The sequence below is a fragment of the Nocardia sp. NPDC023852 genome (assembly GCF_040639505.1).
Taxonomy (GTDB): Bacteria; Actinomycetota; Actinomycetes; order Mycobacteriales; family Mycobacteriaceae; genus Nocardia.
This window is the reverse complement of record NZ_JBFAAB010000003.1, coordinates 35,446-52,829: the sequence shown is the minus strand read 5'-3', so window position 1 is coordinate 52,829 and position 17,384 is coordinate 35,446. Positions and strand designations below refer to the sequence as shown.

Genomic DNA, 17,384 nt, shown 5'->3' with positions numbered 1-17,384 from the left:
ACCGGCACGCAAGACGACCGCGAAGAACGACGGCCCGCCCGTCATCGAGGTGCGCAATCCCGGCACCGGCGAGGTCGTCGGCGCGGTGCCCGCCGAGACCGCCGACGTGGTCGCGGCCAAGGTCCGCGAACTGCGGTTGTACCAGCCGGAGTGGGAGGCGATCGGCCCCGACGGCCGCAAGGCCTGGCTGCTGAAATTTCAGGACTGGCTGATCGACAACACCGACCACCTGGCCACGGTGCTGCAGTCGGAGACAGCGAAACCGCGCGTCGACGCCCTGATCGATCCGGGCTTCGCGACCGACGTGATCGGCTACTACGCGCGCCGCGCGGCCAAGTTCCTCGCCGACGACCACCCGTCGCCACACAGTCCCCTGGCCAGGGTCAAGAGGCTGACCACGGTCTACCGGCCCTACCCGGTGGTCGGCGTCATCACGCCGTGGAACTTCCCGCTGGCGATGCCGGTGATGGACGTGTTCCCCGCGCTCGCCGCGGGCGCCGCCGTCATCCTCAAGCCGTCCGAGGTGACACCGCTGTCCGCGCTCGAGTTGGCGAAAGGCTGGGCAGAAATCGGCGCTCCCCCGATCTTCGCGGTGGTCACCGGCAGCGGCGCGACCGGAGCCGCCGTGGTCGGCAATGCCGACTACATCCAGTTCACCGGTTCCACCGCGACCGGCCGCAAGATCGCCGCCGCCTGCGTGGAGCGGATGGTCCCTTACAGTCTCGAGCTCGGCGGCAAGGACCCGGCCATCGTGCTCGCCGACGCCGACCTCGACCGGGCCGCGCACGGCATCGCGTTCGGCGGCATGTTCAACTCCGGCCAGGTCTGCATCTCGGTAGAGCGGGTGTACGTCGAAGCGCCGGTGTACGACGAGTTCGTCGCCAAGCTCACCGCCAACGTCGAGGCGCTGCGCCAGGGCCTCGACGGCCGCGGCGCCGAATACGACATCGGTGCCCTGGCCAACGAGAGCCAGGTGACCATCGTGCAGCGCCACGTCGACGAGGCCGTCGCGGCGGGCGCGAAGGTGCTGACCGGCGGCAAGCGGGCCGGCTTCGGGACAGCGTTCGAGCCGACCGTGCTCGTCGACGTCGACCACACCATGTCGTGCGTCACCGAGGAGACCTTCGGACCGACACTGCCGGTGATGCGGGTGGCCGACGAAGCGGAGGCGATCCGACTGGCCAACGACTCGATCTACGGCCTGTCGGCCTCGGTGTGGACCGGCGACAAAGAGCGCGGTGAGCGAATCGCGCGGCAGCTGAACGCAGGCGCGGTCAATATCAACGACGTCTTCGCCAACCTGTTCAGCTACGCGCTGCCCATGGGTGGTTGGGGTCTCTCCGGCGTCGGCGCCCGCTGGGGCGGCGCGAACGGCGTTCGCAAGTACTGCCGTCAGCAGGCGATCACCACGCCGATCCTGCCGACCCAGCAGAAGGAACTGTTCTGGTACCCGTACTCGATGCCGAAGCTCCTGTTCGCACTCGGCGCCATGCGCGCCGCGGGCGCGCGCGGACTGCGCCGCCTCGACCTCCCCGCCGTCTTGAAACTCAAGGGAGACAAAAGTGAGCGAGCGTAGCGAGCCGGAGGCGCAGCACCGTCGGCGCTCAGCTCCGGTCACGCATTACTCGATGACATAGAGGAAACTGTTGTGACTAACATCACACATCGACTCCCTTGCATGGCACGACCAATCCTCAGCCGATCACCGGCAAACGCCAGGGCGACCACAACCCGCTATCGCCCATCCGGATGAATCGCCGTTCTAGCTGGTCAATCGCCCAATTGTGGATAGGCGGGCAAAAAATCTGCCACATGCCACACATTCGCCAAGCTTGATGGTGCGGAGTACCACGTCAGCCAATATGCTGTCCCTAACAAACCTGCCGACTGTTTTGGCGCCAGTATCCGAACTTTTCGGCCTGATATGGCTGGAAATTCAGGACCGATTCTGATAGCAAGGGGCTATGGACCCGCATTTGCGCGACCTGCGGTATTTCGTCGCCGTCGCTGAGGAACTGCACTTCACCAACGCCGCTCAGCGGCTGCACATTGCTCAACCCACTCTGTCGCGTCAGATCCGTCAGCTGGAACGCCAGCTCGACGTGGTGCTGTTCGACCGCAACCAGCGAAGTGTCGCGCTGACCGTCGCGGGTAAGGAGCTGCTCGAAGGCGCACGCAAGATTCTGGAGCTGTGGGAGGTCACGAACATCTCGCTGCAGGAGGCCGGCGAGGTGCTGCGCGTCGGCATCCAGTCCGCGCTAGGCCGCGGCCTGCTCAATGACCTGGAGAGCGCGAGCGGACACCGCCTCGCACTGCATGCGGCGTCGTGGACCGACCCGTCCAGCGGGCTTGCGGGCCGGCAGGCCGACTTGGCCCTGGTCTGGCTGCCGCTGCCGGACCAGAACCGCTACCGCTGGCAGGTGCTGCGCACCGAGCCGCGCTGGGTGCTGCTCCCGGAGAACCACCCGCTGGCCGGTTCGGAGACCATCGAGTTCACCGATCTGCTCGACGAGCCGTTCGTCGCGCTGCCCACCGAAGCCGGGACGGTGCGCGATTTCTGGCTCGGCAACGACGGGCGGAGCGGACGCCAGCCGAAGATCGGCGCGGAGGCCGCGACGCCCGAGGACAAGCTGGAGGCGGTGAGCCTCGGCTTGGGCGTCTGCCTGCTCGCCGAGAACAACGTGCCGATGTACCGCTGGCCCGGCTTGACCGCGCGCCCGGTGTCCGGGCTCGCACCGTGCGAACTAGCCGTGGCATGGCGAGCCGACGACAACCGGCCCACCATCCTCGAATTCGCCGGACGAGCCGTCGATGGCGGATTCGCCACACAGCGGCCCACGGTCAGCGTCTGATCCGGCTCGAGGCGCGATGCGCTGCCACGGTCTGCTGATCTCCAGCTGCGCGGATAGTCGCAACAGGGTGGATTCGCTGCCCGGTGGACCCGATAGCTGCGCGGCCACGGGAGTGCCCGCACGTGGTTGCATGCCCATCGGCACGGAGGCGGCAGGCCAGTCGACCAGGTTCCACAGCGGGATGAAGGGTGAAAACCGCACGCAGGCGGGCTGACGGCAGGTGTGCCGGGCCCGCGCTTCAGGCGGCGACGCGGTCAGCGCGGGCGTGATCACCACGTCGTAGTGGTCGAAGAATTCCAGCAATCGCGCCTCCACCCGGTCCATCTGGGCCGGACGCACCAGACGCTGCACGAGCCGGCCGAGGGCAAGATGGCGGCGGGTGCGCCACGGCAGGCGACCGTGATCCGGTACCGCGGCAGCGGACAGCCAGCGCAGAAAGACCGAGAACAGAGCGTTGTCGTAGGGCAACGTGGTCGGCTCGACGACATGGCCCGCCGCCTCGGCGACCGATCCCGCCCTGCGGGCGGCCGCGGTCCAGTGCCGATCGACGCGGAAGAGGCGGGACGGCGGATTCAGGGCCAATCCGATGCGTAGTCGGCCAGGTGGATCCACCTCGGCAAGGTCCGGTCGCGCCGCCATGACCGATAGCGCGAGCGCCGCGTCACCGACCGTCGTCGCGAGCACACCGTTTTCGACCATGCCCGACCAGGCGCCGGCGCCGATCACGACGGGCACGGTGCAGCGTCCGGGCTTGATCCCGAACACTCCACAGCAGGCCGCGGCCACGCGTACCGAGCCGAGCCCCTCGCTGCCGTACGCCACCGGCACCAGACCCGATGCGACTGCCGCACCGGATGCGCCGCCCGCGCAGCGCGCGCTGTTCCACGGGTTGCGCGGGTTGTCGGTCGTACCCCGCAGGCCCAGTTCAGGTGCCGCGACCACCACCGCGCCCGCGGCACGCAACCGGCGCACCACCGGATGGTCGGCCGTGGCCGCGTCGCCTTCGATCGAGACGCGGTGGTCGATCGCGACCGGAACACCGGCAAGGGGCAGTGCGTCGAGGTCGACCCGCTGCTCGAGCGCCGCCGCTTCCGCCATCGCCCGCTCCGCGCGAGCGACGCTCACCGCGTTCGCCTTCCGACCCGCCGCGAGCGCAGCGGCCTCCGCAACCACCGTGGTGGGCAAGAGCGAGCCGTCCCGCACACCCGCGGCGATCACTGCGGCCGGGCCGCGCGGTGGGTGGGGCTCGGTCTGCCGGACTCGACCGCACCGATCGTCGGCAGCGGTCGATGCCTCGTCCTCGGCCACCTCGTCGACGGCCTTCACATTCCGGACTACCGTTGTTGTTACGGCCGTTTTCCTCGAAATCGAGCCGTCCGCCACCACTGCGGCCTCGTCGCACATGTGCTGGTCGTCCCCCGTCGCATCGTTGTCGAAATCGGGTGATCCGCTCTTGAGCCGCAAGTTATCATTTCGAATACTGCGCGGGGACGATGGCGTCGGGTGTGGCGGATTTTCTCCGGTACATCCAACGACCGATGAGAGCGGATTCTGCGACGTCCGCCGAGCCACTAGGTCTGAGCATGAGTGTCAACTCTGAGAGAAGTTCCGATACCGGCACGAGTTCGAATACCGCTGCCGGTTACGGCGGGCTGCCGCGTGCGGAATCGAGCGCGGTGCAAGCCTTCGCCGCGGCCTGGGAATCCACCAGCCTGCCACCGGATATCACCGAGTACCTGCCCGACGCGAGAACCCTGCGCAGGGAGGCGTTGCTCGACCTGATCCGCGTCGACCTGCGGCATCGCTGGCTGCGCCGTCCCGCGGCAGGCCCGGGTCCGCCGCCCGAACCGGTCCCGCGCAAACGCCTCGCCGATTACTGCGCCGAATTTCCAGATCTCGTCCCCGACAGTATCCCAGCCGGTCTGGTCTACGAGGAATTCGTCATCCGCCGGCACAGCGGGGAACGGGTTGATCCGCGCGAATGCCTGCGCGAATATCCACATCAGGCGGCGGAACTTCGCGCCCTGTTGAACGCCGACGACGTAGATCAGAGCACCCGCCGCGCGGTGCAGGAAGATTCCACGCGCACCGCTCTCGCACCCACTCGATCCGCCGACGTCGACACCGGATTGAACCGAACCACCGAGTTCGCTCGTAGTTCTGAAGTGACCAGAACGACCGCCGCCGATCTCATGGAAACAGCCACCGCCGTACCCACCACGATCGGCACCGGGCCCGGCCGTTACGACGCGCTCGACCGGATCGAAATCGGCCAGCGAATCGATGATTTCGATCTGCTGACCGGTTTGGGCAGCGGCGCGTTCGCGCGGGTCTTCCTTGCTCGGCAGCGCTCGCTGCAGCGGCTGGTCGCGGTGAAGATTTCCGCCGACCGCGGCACCGAGCCGCAGACCTTGGCCCAGCTCGACCACGACTACATCGTGCGGGTCTTCGACCAACGGGTTCTCGGCGACGCCGCGGTCGCGACGCGGAGGCTGCGGCTGCTCTATATGCAGTTCCTGCCCGGCGGCACGCTACTGGGCGTGCTGCGCTGGGTGCGCGCCACCCCGCCCGCCGAACGCAGCGGGCAGCTGCTGCTGGACGCCGTCGACGCGGCTATGGAGGAGAAAGGCGAGATCAGGCCGACCGACTCCAGCGTGCGCGCCGAAATCGCCGCGCTCAGCTGGCCGGAGACGGTCGCTTGGCTCGGGCGCCGACTGGCCGAGGCACTCGACTACGCCTCCTCGCATGGCGTGTTGCACCGCGACGTCAAACCCGCCAACGTCCTGCTCACCGCCGAGGCGGTGCCGAAACTGGCCGACTTCAACATCAGCTTCAGCCGCAACGTGGAGGGCACCAGTCCGGTCGCCTACTTCGGCGGATCGCTGGCCTATATGTCACCGGAACAGCTGGAGGCCTGCCATCCCAGCTTCGACCGTGGCGCCGCCGACCTGGACACCCGCGCCGACATCTACTCGCTCGGCGTGGTGCTGTGGGAGCTGCTCACCGGGGCCAAGCCATTCGACGACACCACCGCGGGCGCGGGACAGCACGGCGACGACACCACCTTGGAGGCCATGCTGGAGCGACGCAGCACCGGCGTGGATGCCGCCGCATTGGATCGGCTTCCGCCGAACTGCCCGGCCGCGCTGCGACGGGTGCTGCTGACCTGCCTCGCGCCGGAGCGGACCATGCGCTGGTCCAGCGGCGCGACCCTGGCCAGGCAGCTGGAGATGTGTCAGGACGAGCGCGCACGGGAGCTGGTCGACCCTGCGCCGACGAGCTGGCGGCGACGGCTTCGGCCGTATTACGTGCTGGTGGCGCTGTTGTCGGTCGGACTTCCGAATGTGCTTGCCTCGCTGTACAACATCGCGCACAACCAGGATCTGATCATCAGCCGGATGACCGTAGAAGCCCAGCACACCTTCCTCATCATCACCAGCATCGTGAACACGATCTTCTTTCCGACCGGCATCGCCATCGTGCTGTACATGTCCAGGTACGTAGTGACGGTGCCGCAAGGGTTGCGCAAGCGACGACGGTACGACCCGGACACCCTGCGGCGAGCCAGACGGGACGCACTGTTGATGGGCGATCGTGCTGTCGCCGTGGCGTTCTCGCTGTGGGTGCTGGCGGGCATCGTCTTCCCGATCGCACTGAAGCTGTCCACCGGCGACATATCGAGACAGGCCGTGGTGCACTTCCTGGCCTCACTGGTGGTGTGCGGTGCGATCGCGGTCGCGTATCCGTTCTTCCTATTGACCTTCTACATGGTGCGGTGCATCTATCCGCTGTTCCTCCGGCATGGTGACATCAGTCCCGAAGACGCGGTGTGGCTGCGTGGGCTGGACCGGCGCTGCAACGGGTACCTTGCTGTCGCCGCGTCTGTGCCACTGCTCGCGGTGGCCGGAGTGACTTTCCTACCCGCCGCCGACATTCCGTCGGTGATCTTCCCGGTACGGCTCCTGTGCGTGGGCGGCATAATCGCGTTCGTGGGCTCGTATCTGCTGTTCCGCGCACTGGAGGCGGATCTGCGCGCGCTGGAGCGGGTAGTCGACCCCCGAGCAGGTGCTTCCACCGGCCGGCCGTCCCGCGCCGGAGCGGACGAGGCGGAGCCCGGCACGTGACCACTTGGCGCAGTGACGCCGTCGCACGGTTCGCCGCCGACTGGCAGCGCAGCCTCCGTGGCGGTCGCATGCCGCCGCAGATTCCGGACTATGTACCCGACGGCACGCAGGTGCGCCTCACTTTGCTCACCGATCTGCTGCGGATCGATCTGCGTCGGCGCTGGGAGCGCACAGGGCTGGGTAAGAGAATCGCCGAGTACCGCAAGGAATTTCCGGAGGTGGAGCACAGTCCCGAGCTTGTGGACCTGGTCTGCGAGGAATTCCTGGCCCGCCGTAAGCACGCGCCGCTGGCGCTGGCGGACTTCGTCGCCGAATACCCCGATCTGGCCGTGGAGATCCGCGAACGCCTCCCCGACTTCGCCGACGAGCGTGCCGACATCGGGACCGCGGTGTCGAGCGAAGCCGTCGCGGCGCCGGCCGACCTGGCGCCTGGGCGGCGGATCGATGATTTCGACCTGCTCACGGATCTGGGTGGCGGCCTACTCGGCCGCGTGTTCCTCGCCAGGCAACGTTCCATGCAGCGACTTGTCGCCGTCCGATTTTCGGCGGGACGGGCAGGCGCGCCGCAGACGATGGCACAGCTGGACCACGCGCACATCGTCCGAGTCTTCGACCAGCGGGTGCTCAGTTCTGACACCGCACACCCCCTGATCGTTCCGAGATCGCCTACCCGCGGCGATCGCACCGTCGCCGCCCTGAGAACACGCGCTATCGACGCTGACCCGGCCATCGCCGAGGCACGAGACGACCTCGACACCACGGTCGCCGATGCACAAGACCGCGCTGCCGGCGCAGAGTCGCGAGACTCCGAAGCCGCCCTCGCCGATGACGCGACCGTCGTCAGCGAACCTGACACACAACGTCCACACCGCGACGCTCCCGCGCGGTCCGTCGAACCCCGCGGCGGCACCACTGTCGGCGACGGCATCCCCGTGGACCGATCGACAGACGACGACGCGACACTCGCCAGCCCGCCGGACCGCCGCAACGCCGACTTCCCGGACTCGATGCGGCGAGACCCGGCATCACGTCGCTCAGCTGCCGCCCTGGGTACTCGCACAGCCGATGGCACCTCGGGCGGCGCACTCCCCCACCTGGTCTACATGCAGTACCTACCCGGCGGCACCGCGCTCGGCGTACTCGATCAGCGCCGTCGCGGCCCGGTGGCCGATGGCGGTGCGCTGCTGTTGCGGGCTGTCGACGCCGCCATGGAGTCCAAGGGCGAGATCCGGCCGTCGGATTCGAGCGTTCGTGCCGAGATCGCGGAGCTGAGCTGGCCCGAGACCGTGGCATGGGTGGGCAGGCGGCTCGCGGACGCGCTGGACTACGCCGAGCACCACGGCGTGCTGCACCATGACATCAAGCCCACGAACGTCCTGTTCACCGCCGAGGGCATCCCGAAGCTCGCGGATTTCGCCATCGGTGAGGCGGATCCGCGTACGGCCGCTCCGAATCTCGCTGCGATCGAAAAGGGTTCGCTACCTTACCGCTCCCCTGAACAGTTGGCTGGATACCTCGATCCTGGGGCGCCCGCGTCCGGCAACGGCAGTGACATCTTTTCCCTCGGCGTGCTGCTGTGGGAAATGCTCACCGGCGCCAAGCCGTTCGACGACCCGCCGCCCGACGAGCGCGGCACCTCCACCGAGATATTCGCGAACATGCTCGCGGCGCGCCGGGGCGGAGTCTCGGCGGTGGCGCTCTCACGTCTGCCCGAAGGCACACCGGCCGCGCTGCGTCGTGTTCTGCTCGAATGCCTGCACGTCGACCCAAAGCGTCGGTGGCGCAACGGCGCCGAACTTGCTGGACAACTCGACCTCTGTCTCGACGCTCGCGCACGTGACCTGGTCGACCCCCCGCCGAGCAGCCTCGCATACCGGTTCCGTGGCCTGCTCCTCCCGTTGGCCGCGCTGTGTATCGGCGTGCCGAACGTGCTGGCCAGCCTGTACAACATCCAGCTCAACCAAACCCTGATCATCGACCGGATGTCGGCCACCGACCAGGACACGTTCGCCACTGTCGTCTTGGTCAACAACATGATCGCCTTCCCGGTGGCCGCGCTGCTGTTGCTTTTCCTCGCTCGAGGCCCACTGACCATCGGTTTCCGTCTGAACCGAGGCCACGAGTTCTCGGCGCGAACGCTCGCGAAGGCACGCCGCGACACCCTGCTGATGGGCGACTGGGCGGTGTGGGTGCCGTTCGGCTTCTGGCTGCTCGCGGGCATACTCTGGCCGCTGGGGTTGGTGCTTTCCGGTGTCGACCTGCCGCGAGGGACATTCGTGCATTTCTTCGCCGCGCAAGTGGTCTGCGCGGCCATCGCGCTGGCCTACCCGTTCTTCCCGATCGCGTTCTACTCGGTGCATTCGATATATCCGCAGCTGTTGGTGCGCGGCGGGGTCGGCCCCGACGACGAACGCCAGCTGCGCGCCCTCGCCAGACGCGGAAACTTCTATCTCGGTGTCGCGGCGTCGGTTCCGCTGCTCGGCGTGGCGAGCGCGACCTTCGTGGACGCCTCCGACCAGAACTTGGTAATAGTTCCGGTGCGCCTGCTCAGCGTCGGTGGCATCCTGGCATTCGTGCTCACCTACCGGCTGTTCCGCGTACTAGAGGCCGATCTCCTCGCCTTGGCCAGGGCAATTCCGCAGCGGAAGCGATGACCTCGCCGCGCCCGCTCGGGCGGATGGTGAACCTCTCGCACGTGCACGATCCGGCCACCACGCCGCTGTACCCGGACGATCCGGAATTCCGCACCGACCTCGTTGCCACGATCGCGAACGACGGCTATTACCTGCGCTACATCCAGCAGGGCGAGCACACCGGAACCCATTGGGGCGCACCGATCCACTTCCGCGCCGATGGGCTCGCCGCGGACGAACTGGAGTTGGACGACCTGTTGCTACCCGCGGTGAAGATCGATGTTCGTGGGCAGTGCGTGAGCGATCGCGACTACGCGATCACGGTCGCCGACCTGCGGCGGTGGGAGGAACGACACGGCCGGATTCCCAACGGCGCCGCGGTCATCGCGTGGACCGGCTGGGACGCCAAGTGGGGCACCCCGGAGTTCCTCGGCACCGGCGAATCCGCAGAGCACCAGCCCGGTTTCGCGGTGCACACGGTGGAATGGCTGCTGCACACCGGCAGGCTCGGACGCCGCGGCGCACTCGGAACCGACACGTTCGGGCCGGACGTGGGCACCGACGGCACCTACGCGGTGTCGAAGCTGCTGTACGGCGAACACCGGATCAGCCTGGAGTGTCTGGCCAACCTCGCCGCGCTGCCCGCGACGGGCGCGTGGGTCCTCGCGGGCGGACCGCTGTACCGCGGCGGTTCCGGCTCTCCCGCAACGATTTTCGGCATATTGCCCGAATAGGTCAGGCGCCGCCGTACACCTTCGGGGCGAGGGTGCCGATGTAGGGCAGGTCGCGGTAGCGCTCCGCGTAGTCGAGGCCGTAGCCGACGACGAACTCGTTCGGGATGTCGAAGCCGACATGCGCGACTTCCACGGGCGTGCGCAGCGCATCCGGCTTGCGTAGCAAGGTGACCACTTCGAGCGAGGCCGGGTTGCGGGTCGACAGGTTGCGCTTGAGCCAGGACAGCGTGAGTCCGGAGTCGATAATGTCCTCGACAATCAGCACATTGCGGCCCGCGATGTCCTTGTCCAGGTCCTTCATGATGCGCACGACGCCGGAAGACGAGGTGGACGACCCATAGGACGAGACAGCCATGAACTCCATCTGGGTCGGAATCGGCAGGGCCTTGGCCAGGTCGGTCATGAAGAAGATCGCGCCCTTGAGCACACCGACCAGCAGTAGGTCTCCCTCCGGCGCGTCGGCGGGATACCGCTTGGCGATGAGCGCGGCCAGCTCCTGGGTCTTCGCCGCGATCTGTTCCTCGGTGATCAGCACCGACGCGATGTCGTCCCCGTACACGTCAGCTGGATTCCCTTCCGTGGTGGTGCGCCCGATGGGCCGGCTCAGTATGTGTCATCGGTCCGATGCCCGTCATCACCCAGCCGCAATGTCAGCCTGCCATGTTCGCGCCCGGCGACCAACCTGTTACCCGACGTTCCTCCGCCGACCGCGACGCCGCCTTGGCCGCGCCAGGCGGTAACCAACTCGTCGACGGCTTGTAAATGCTTGTTGGTCAGCGCTTTCGCACCACCCGCCAACAACCATGCCCGAATTGCCCGTTTTCGTAGGGCTGCGGGCGCAGTGGCGAGGGTCTCGGTCGACAGCGCCTGCCCATCACTCGCGGAGTGCAGGAGTTCAGCAGCGAGCGCGTCCAGTACCACTGCGTCCTCGCGCAACTGTTCGGCCGTGCGGGCCAGCGCTGGGGCCACCCCGCCGCCGAGAATCTCCTCCAGCAGCGGCAACACCTCGGTGCGCAGGCGAACCCTGGTGAACTCCGGCGCAGCGTTGTGTGGGTCCTCGTGTGGCGCCAGACCGAGTTCGGCGCACAGTTGCCCGGTCACTGCCCTGCGCACGCCGAGCAACGGTCTGCCCCACGGCTCGGTGAACGGAGCCATCCCGTGAATCGAGCGGCCGCCCGACCCACGGGCCAGCCCGAGCAGAACCGTTTCGGCCTGATCGTCGAGTGTGTGGCCGAGCAGGACCGGCAGCCCCTCCCGCGCCGCGTCCAACGCGGCATAGCGCGCACGGCGCGCGGCGGCCTCCACACCCCCGTACCTGTCGACCTCGACCGCGAGCACCCGGGCCGACCGGCAGCCGAGTGCGAGCGCCCGCGCGGCGGCTTCGGCGGCAACCGCCGCGGAGCCGGGCTGCAATTGATGATCGACCACCAGCGCGTCGACCGCACCGGCCTCGACCACGGCGGCAGCCGTGAGAGCCAGCGAGTCCGCGCCGCCGGACAGCGCCACCGCGACCGCGGGCGGCTCGGCAACGCGCGACCCGAATCGGGCGAGCCAGTCTCGCACCGCCCTGCGCACAGTGAGCACCGCCGCGGTTTCCGGCAGCCGCCGGACGTCCTCGGTGCGCGCCGACCGCCGCGTGGAAGCCGATGAACCGGCGGCCGATCCGGAGCGCCCTGGCGCAGTGCCCATGGGCCGCAGCCTACCGACCGGCGGCGCATCGAGTACCCGCGCCGAACGATTCCGTCGCCCGACACGCTCGCGCCGACACCGCACCCTCGGCTACGCCGGCTCGGTCACCCCAGGACCCGGCCGATCCAGCGCTTCGGGTCCTCGATCTCATCCATGCGGGGCAGGGTTTCCGCGTCCGTCCACACAGTGTTGAATCGGGCCATACCGACGCTGCCGACTACCTCGTCCACGAACGCCTTGCCGCGCACGTACTGCGCGACCTTCGCGTCCACGCCGAGCAGGGCGCGCAGGATTCGTTGCAGCGGGTTGGTCGGGCGTTTGCGGCGCTGGTCGAAGGCGGTGCGGATCTGCTCGACCGACGGCACGACCGCGGGGCCGACCGCGTCCATCACGTGATCGGCGTGCCCTTCCAGCAGGGTGCCGAGCATCAGCAGGCGGTCCAGTGCCTCGCGCTGTGGCGGTGCCTGTGTCGCGCGCAGCAGACCGACCACACCGCGCGCGGCCGGATCGTGGGCGGCGGTGCCGCGGCGACGATCGCGCACCTCGTCGACCAGCCGGGAAAGCATCTCGGCCAGCGGCTCGTCCCCGACCTCGCCGAGCACCTCGACATTGCCGCGCATGTACTCGACGAGCCAAGGCGCCGAAGAGAACTGCACCCGATGGGTCACCTCGTGTAGACAGACCCAGAGTCGAAAATCGCTCGGCGACACGCCGAGCGCGCGCTCCACCGCCACGATGTTCGGCGCGACCAGCAGCAGCGTGCCATCCGGACCGGTGAACGGGTCGTACTGGCCGAGGATCGCGGTGGACAGGAAGGCCAGCATCGCGCCCGCCTGTACGCCCGCGGGTTTGCCCGCGAGCAGCTTGCGTTCGGCGGCGGCCGGCCCGGTGCCGGTGAGCTGGGCCATGGAGTCGGCGGCGGCCTCGATCCAGCCGGGCCGGTCGACGATCCTGGCGCCAGGCACCGGCCGGTCGTCCAGCAGCCCGCTCACCTCGCGAACCGGTCCTTCGGCACGTTCGGAGGCGACGGCCAATTCGGCGACGACCTGTTCGGCCGAGTAGCGCGAAGTTCGCGGACCCGAGGGCACCAGGGCCGATCCGGTCTTGGCGGCCAGGCGCCAGTCGACCATCCCGGACAGACCCGAGCGGCTCTTGCGCCGCTCGACCGCGGCCACGGGCCCGGATTCGGCTGTGTCGGAACCTTCTTGGGTCATGATCATCCACCCGTCATGAGCATCCACAGTTACGCAGTGTGCCTGCGATCGCGTCCAACGCGGGCCTGCTCACCTCTGGCGGTCGATCGTTCGACATCAGAGCGAAGGTGAGCACCCGCCCATCGGCGTCCAGCACATACCCGACCAACGCGCTGGACACCGACAGAGTTCCGGTCTTGGCGCGCACCCAGCCTGCACCATTGCGATCCCGGGCGACATAGCGGCTGGTCAGCGACCCAGTGGCACCCGCGACCGGCAGATCGTCGAGCAGCGGGGCCAACGTGGCCGCCAGACGGTCGTTCTCGGGCTTTGCCTTGGTACCGGTCGGCTGTACCGCCGTGGCGCCGTTCTGCTTGGCCGCGGTCGCGATGATCCGGTCGAGCAACCGCGCGGGAATCCGGTCGTCGACCGACAGCCCGCTGTTGTCGTGCATGCCCAGGCCGGTCAGATCGAAACCGGCCTCGCTCAGCGCTGCGTTCACCGCCGCCACCGCACCTCCGAAGGAAGCCTCCCGGCCGGTCGCCGTCGCGATCTCCCGTCCGATCGCCTCGGCGAGCACGTTGTCGGAGTGGACCATCGTGTCGCGCAGCCGGTCGCGCAACGGAGCCGATCGCACACTTGCGATCTCGACCGCACCCGCGGGCGCGGTCCCCACCCGGACCCGTGCCGGATCGAGCCCGAGCTCGATGGCCAGACGCCGCGCGGCGTCCAGCGCGGGCGTCGCGGTGCGCGGCGAGTACTCCACGAGCGGTTGCAAGCGACCGCCGTCGATCATCACCGACTCCATCGGGGCGATGGACCCCCCGCCGATGTCGAGTGGGTCCCATCCCCGCGCCATGGTCGGGCCCGCGTAGGCAGAGGTGTCGACGAGGATCGTGTCCACCGAGCGGCCCGAGGACCTGATCTGCGCCACCAAATCGGACAGTCGGGGGCCGTTCGGGTAGTAGCCCTTGCCGTCCGGCTCCGCAGTGAGAGTCGGATCGCCGCCGCCGACCAGCACCAGCTCGTTCGGCGACGAACCGGCAACCACCCGGGTGGTGACCCGGTGCTCGGCGGACAAGGTGAGCAGCGCAGCCGCGGTGGTGAGGATCTTGGCAGTGGACGACGGAATCATCGGCTTGTTCGCCTCACCGCTCCACACCACGGTCGCGCTGTCGGCATCGGTCACCTGGCCCGCGAACGCGCCGAGGTCCGGATTGCCGATCACCGGCGTCAGCGCGGCCGCGATTCCAGCGGGGCTCGGCGCGGGCGCGTTCGAGAGAGCTGGACTGACCCGCGGAAACGACTTGACCGGCGCGGGTGGCGCCGCGATGGTCAGCCCGCCGTGACGGAACTCCTCGGTCCATGGCTTCAGCGCGAGCAGCGCTCCTATGCCGCCGCCGAGCAGTACCGCCAGCAGGGTCGTGACCCCGATCCACATGTTCCGACGCCGCCGGGCGGCCAGCCCACCGACGTTATTGTTCCGACCAGACACGTCGCCGACGCTCTCCTGACTGAAGTCCGCGGCAGCCGCCTGCCGCACCCATATCCCCGCCGCTCACACTATCCTCGTTGCGCAACTGTTCCCCCGAACAACCTGGCGAGTCGGCACACTCCACAGCGGCCGGGTCGCCGGGTCGACAGCCGCCGAAGAGAAGCCGAGTCGTCGGACTCGGCCCAGACGCATTGAAGGAGATGGCGTGGAGTTCGACGTCACGATCGAGATCCCCAAGGGTTCCCGGAACAAGTACGAGGTCGATCACGAGACCGGACGGGTCCGGCTCGACCGGTTCCTGTACACGTCCATGGTCTACCCCGCCGACTACGGCTACATCGAGAACACCCTGGGCGAGGACGGTGACCCGCTGGACGCGCTGGTCCTGCTGCCCGACTCGGTGTTCCCCGGAGTGATCGTCGAGGCCCGTCCGGTCGCGATGTACAAGATGACCGACGAGGCGGGCGGTGACGACAAGGTCCTGTGCGTACCCGCGGGCGACCCCCGCTGGGACCATATCCAGGACCTGAAGGACGTGCCGGAGTTCGAGCTGGCCGCGATCAAGCACTTCTTCGAGCGCTACAAAGACCTCGAGCCGGGCAAGTTCGTCAAGGGCTCGGAGTGGGTCGGCCGTGCCGAGGCCGAGGCCGAGGTCGAGGCGTCGATCGCACGGCTGAAAGACAGCGGCGGACACTGACCGTTCGACCGATGAGCGGGGAGCCCGGCACGTCCGGACTCCCCGCTTCGGAGACGGCTTTACTGGCCCTTGAATTCGGGCGCGCGCTTCTCGAACACAGCCTTGACCGCCTCGGCGAGGTCCTCGGAGGGCAAGAATGCGGCGTTCCAGGCCGAGACGTAGCGCAGTCCAGCGGCGACTTCGTCTTTGTGCCGCTGATCCAGCACGTCCTTGGCGCCCTGCACCACCAGTGGCGGGTTCGCGGCGATCTCGCGCGCCGTGGCGTGCGCCGCGTCCAGCACCGCTTCCTGATCCGGGAAAACGTCGTTGACCAAGCCGATCTTCTCCGCGCGCGCGGCATCGATGTCCTTGGCGGTGTAGGCGAGTTCGCGCAGGTGCCCCTCGCCGATGATGCCGGGCAGTCGGTGCAGCGACCCGATGTCGGCGACGATCGCGACCTTGGCTTCCCGCAGGCTGAACTTGGCGTCCGCACTTGCGTAGCGGATGTCGGCGGCCGCGATGAGGTCCAGCCCCCCACCGATGCACCAGCCGGACACCGCGGCGATCACCGGCTTGCGGCAGTCTGCCACCGCGGTGACCGACGACTGCATCTTGCGCACCTCGTGCAGGAAGTCGGTGCGCGGCGCGGCCAGGACCCGGTCGGCCATCAGCGGTCCGAACGTGCCACTCATCGCGGAAAGGTCGAGCCCATAGGAGAAGTGCTTACCCGAACCGGTCAGCACAATGGCACGGACCTCGGGGTCGGCGTCCAGCGCCTGGAAGATTTCCGGCAACTCACGCCAGAAATCCGGGCCCATCGTGTTGCCCTTGCCGGGACCGGTGAGCGTCACCTGTGCGACGTGGTCCTTCGTTTCGACGGTGAAAGCCTGCCAATCTGTCATTCGTACAGCGTATCGAGGTGCCCGATGGCCCTTCTCCCGGCTTGCGGAACGTCCGTTGTGCGGACCAGCCTCGGAGCGTGTAAATCCTGTGCAAATTCGCAGCGACGCCCTGGGTCCCGATTCGCTGGAAGATGGATCATGGTCCAGTCGGCGAATCGCGGTCATCGGGTTCGGAGGCGCCCATGCTGATGCATCAGGGAATCGGCCTCGACCGGTTCAACGAAATGTCACGCCGCCGCGCGGTCCACGCGCTGTACGAGTGCTGCAGTAATGTCACATGGGCGGCGAAGCTGACCGAAGCACGCCCCTATGCGGACCGGGACGCGCTGATGACCAAGGCGAATGTCGAACTGCTTGCGCTATCCCAGCAGGATATCGATCGTGCCTTGGAAGCGGTTGTGCATCAACAGCTCTCGGAGCGCAGCCTGTCCGAACTCGCGCGGATCACCCGCGAGCGGATCGCGGAAATGCTCGGTCCGATCGAGGGCTACCCGGAATACTGATCGGCATTCCAACTCACCCGGCGTACTGTCCGCCGTCGCTCTACCCTGGTGGCATGCGCAGGTCGTCATTGCCGCCGGTCGCGTGCCGGGTCGCGGACACCCTCATCGCCCGTGGACATCACGGCCTCATCGTCAGCCAGCCGGCGCCGACGCATACCGCCGCGGATGCCGCACAGGCGCTCGGCGTCGAGGTGGGTGCCATCACAAAATCGCTCGTGTTCCTGCTCGACGACGATCCGGTGCTACTGCTGGTCTCAGGCGCGCACCAGGTCGATCTGGCGAACACCGGCGCGCGACTGGAGGGAACGCTGACTCGCGCGCCCGCCGATCTTGTGCGTGAGGTCACCGGACAGCCGATCGGCGGTGTCGCGCCGGTCGGCCACCCGACCAACCTGCCCACCTGGGTGGACAGCGCACTGTCCCGGCATCGTGAGGTCTGGGCCGCCGGCGGACACCCGAACACTATTTTCCGCACGTCGTTCCCCGAATTGGTGCGAATCACCGCGGGCCTTCCGATTGACGTTGATTGAATCGCGAGCGATGGCACCGCCCCACCGGACCACCATGCGGTCGGCCACCCGCC

Annotated in this window: 14 protein-coding genes; 8 read left to right on the top strand and 6 right to left on the bottom strand. The window is 68.1% G+C overall.

Annotated features, from left to right (window positions below):
- Positions 1-43 precede the first annotated feature (43 nt).
- Together AB0H00_RS07775 and AB0H00_RS07770 are read left to right on the top strand one after the other, a co-directional pair.
- A complete protein-coding gene (locus AB0H00_RS07775; RefSeq protein ID WP_357263416.1) occupies positions 44-1,576 on the top strand; it encodes an aldehyde dehydrogenase family protein in 1,533 nt (510 codons plus the stop codon).
- A 388-nt stretch (positions 1,577-1,964) separates the two neighbouring features.
- Positions 1,965-2,852 carry a LysR substrate-binding domain-containing protein gene (locus AB0H00_RS07770; RefSeq protein WP_357262584.1) on the top strand — a complete coding sequence of 296 codons (888 nt, stop codon included), beginning with the start codon at positions 1,965-1,967 and terminating at the stop codon, positions 2,850-2,852.
- Here the strand turns inward: AB0H00_RS07770 and AB0H00_RS07765 are convergent.
- Complete coding sequence (locus tag AB0H00_RS07765) at positions 2,745-4,316, bottom strand: amidase family protein (RefSeq protein WP_357262581.1); 1,572 nt, start codon at positions 4,314-4,316, stop codon at positions 2,745-2,747. The two genes, AB0H00_RS07770 and AB0H00_RS07765, sit on opposite strands and share 108 nt — an antisense overlap.
- A 119-nt stretch (positions 4,317-4,435) precedes the next feature.
- Here AB0H00_RS07765 and AB0H00_RS07760 point away from each other — a divergent pair, with 119 nt between their 5' ends.
- Genes AB0H00_RS07760 through AB0H00_RS07750 form a run of 3 tightly spaced genes read left to right on the top strand, consistent with a single transcriptional unit; the run spans position 4,436 to position 10,343 of the window.
- Positions 4,436-6,976, top strand: a complete 2,541-nt coding sequence (locus AB0H00_RS07760) for a serine/threonine-protein kinase (protein WP_357262578.1) — start codon at positions 4,436-4,438, stop codon at positions 6,974-6,976.
- Positions 6,973-9,630, top strand: coding sequence for a protein kinase (locus tag AB0H00_RS07755; RefSeq protein WP_357262575.1), 2,658 nt, complete (start codon positions 6,973-6,975; stop codon positions 9,628-9,630). The genes AB0H00_RS07760 and AB0H00_RS07755 overlap by 4 nt, the downstream gene beginning before the upstream one ends.
- Positions 9,627-10,343 (top strand): cyclase family protein, encoded by a 717-nt coding sequence (locus AB0H00_RS07750; RefSeq protein ID WP_357262574.1) that lies wholly within the window; start codon positions 9,627-9,629, stop codon positions 10,341-10,343. Before AB0H00_RS07755 ends, AB0H00_RS07750 begins: the two co-directional genes overlap by 4 nt.
- Before the next feature lies 1 nt (position 10,344).
- On the opposite strand, the gene hpt is transcribed toward AB0H00_RS07750, so the two are convergent.
- From hpt to AB0H00_RS07730, 4 genes are all read right to left on the bottom strand, one after another.
- Positions 10,345-10,902, bottom strand: coding sequence for a hypoxanthine phosphoribosyltransferase (gene hpt / locus AB0H00_RS07745; protein ID WP_357262571.1), 558 nt, complete (start codon positions 10,900-10,902; stop codon positions 10,345-10,347).
- Positions 10,903-10,946: 44 nt separating this feature from the next.
- Positions 10,947-12,032 carry a tRNA lysidine(34) synthetase TilS gene (gene tilS / locus AB0H00_RS07740; RefSeq protein ID WP_357262568.1) on the bottom strand — a complete coding sequence of 362 codons (1,086 nt, stop codon included), beginning with the start codon at positions 12,030-12,032 and terminating at the stop codon, positions 10,947-10,949.
- Between the two features lie 104 nt (positions 12,033-12,136).
- The gene (locus AB0H00_RS07735) at positions 12,137-13,246 is read right to left on the bottom strand and encodes a zinc-dependent metalloprotease (protein WP_357262565.1); all 1,110 of its coding nucleotides are present in this window, start codon (positions 13,244-13,246) and stop codon (positions 12,137-12,139) included.
- Positions 13,247-13,259: 13 nt separating this feature from the next.
- Entirely contained in the window at positions 13,260-14,666 is a 1,407-nt protein-coding gene (locus AB0H00_RS07730) for a D-alanyl-D-alanine carboxypeptidase (protein ID WP_357263414.1), read from the bottom strand.
- Positions 14,667-14,925: 259 nt separating this feature from the next.
- Between AB0H00_RS07730 and AB0H00_RS07725 the strand changes: the two genes are divergently transcribed.
- Positions 14,926-15,417: an inorganic diphosphatase gene (locus tag AB0H00_RS07725; RefSeq protein WP_357262563.1), complete on the top strand. Its 492-nt coding sequence runs from the start codon at positions 14,926-14,928 to the stop codon at positions 15,415-15,417.
- Between the two features lie 59 nt (positions 15,418-15,476).
- Here AB0H00_RS07725 and AB0H00_RS07720 read toward each other — a convergent pair whose 3' ends face one another.
- Positions 15,477-16,298: a crotonase/enoyl-CoA hydratase family protein gene (locus tag AB0H00_RS07720; RefSeq protein WP_357262560.1), complete on the bottom strand. Its 822-nt coding sequence runs from the start codon at positions 16,296-16,298 to the stop codon at positions 15,477-15,479.
- Positions 16,299-16,480: 182 nt separating this feature from the next.
- Between AB0H00_RS07720 and AB0H00_RS07715 the strand changes: the two genes are divergently transcribed.
- Positions 16,481-16,801: a 2-oxo-4-hydroxy-4-carboxy-5-ureidoimidazoline decarboxylase gene (locus AB0H00_RS07715; RefSeq protein ID WP_357262557.1), complete on the top strand. Its 321-nt coding sequence runs from the start codon at positions 16,481-16,483 to the stop codon at positions 16,799-16,801.
- A 53-nt stretch (positions 16,802-16,854) separates the two neighbouring features.
- Entirely contained in the window at positions 16,855-17,331 is a 477-nt protein-coding gene (locus AB0H00_RS07710; RefSeq protein ID WP_357262554.1) for a YbaK/EbsC family protein, read from the top strand.
- Positions 17,332-17,384 lie beyond the last annotated feature (53 nt).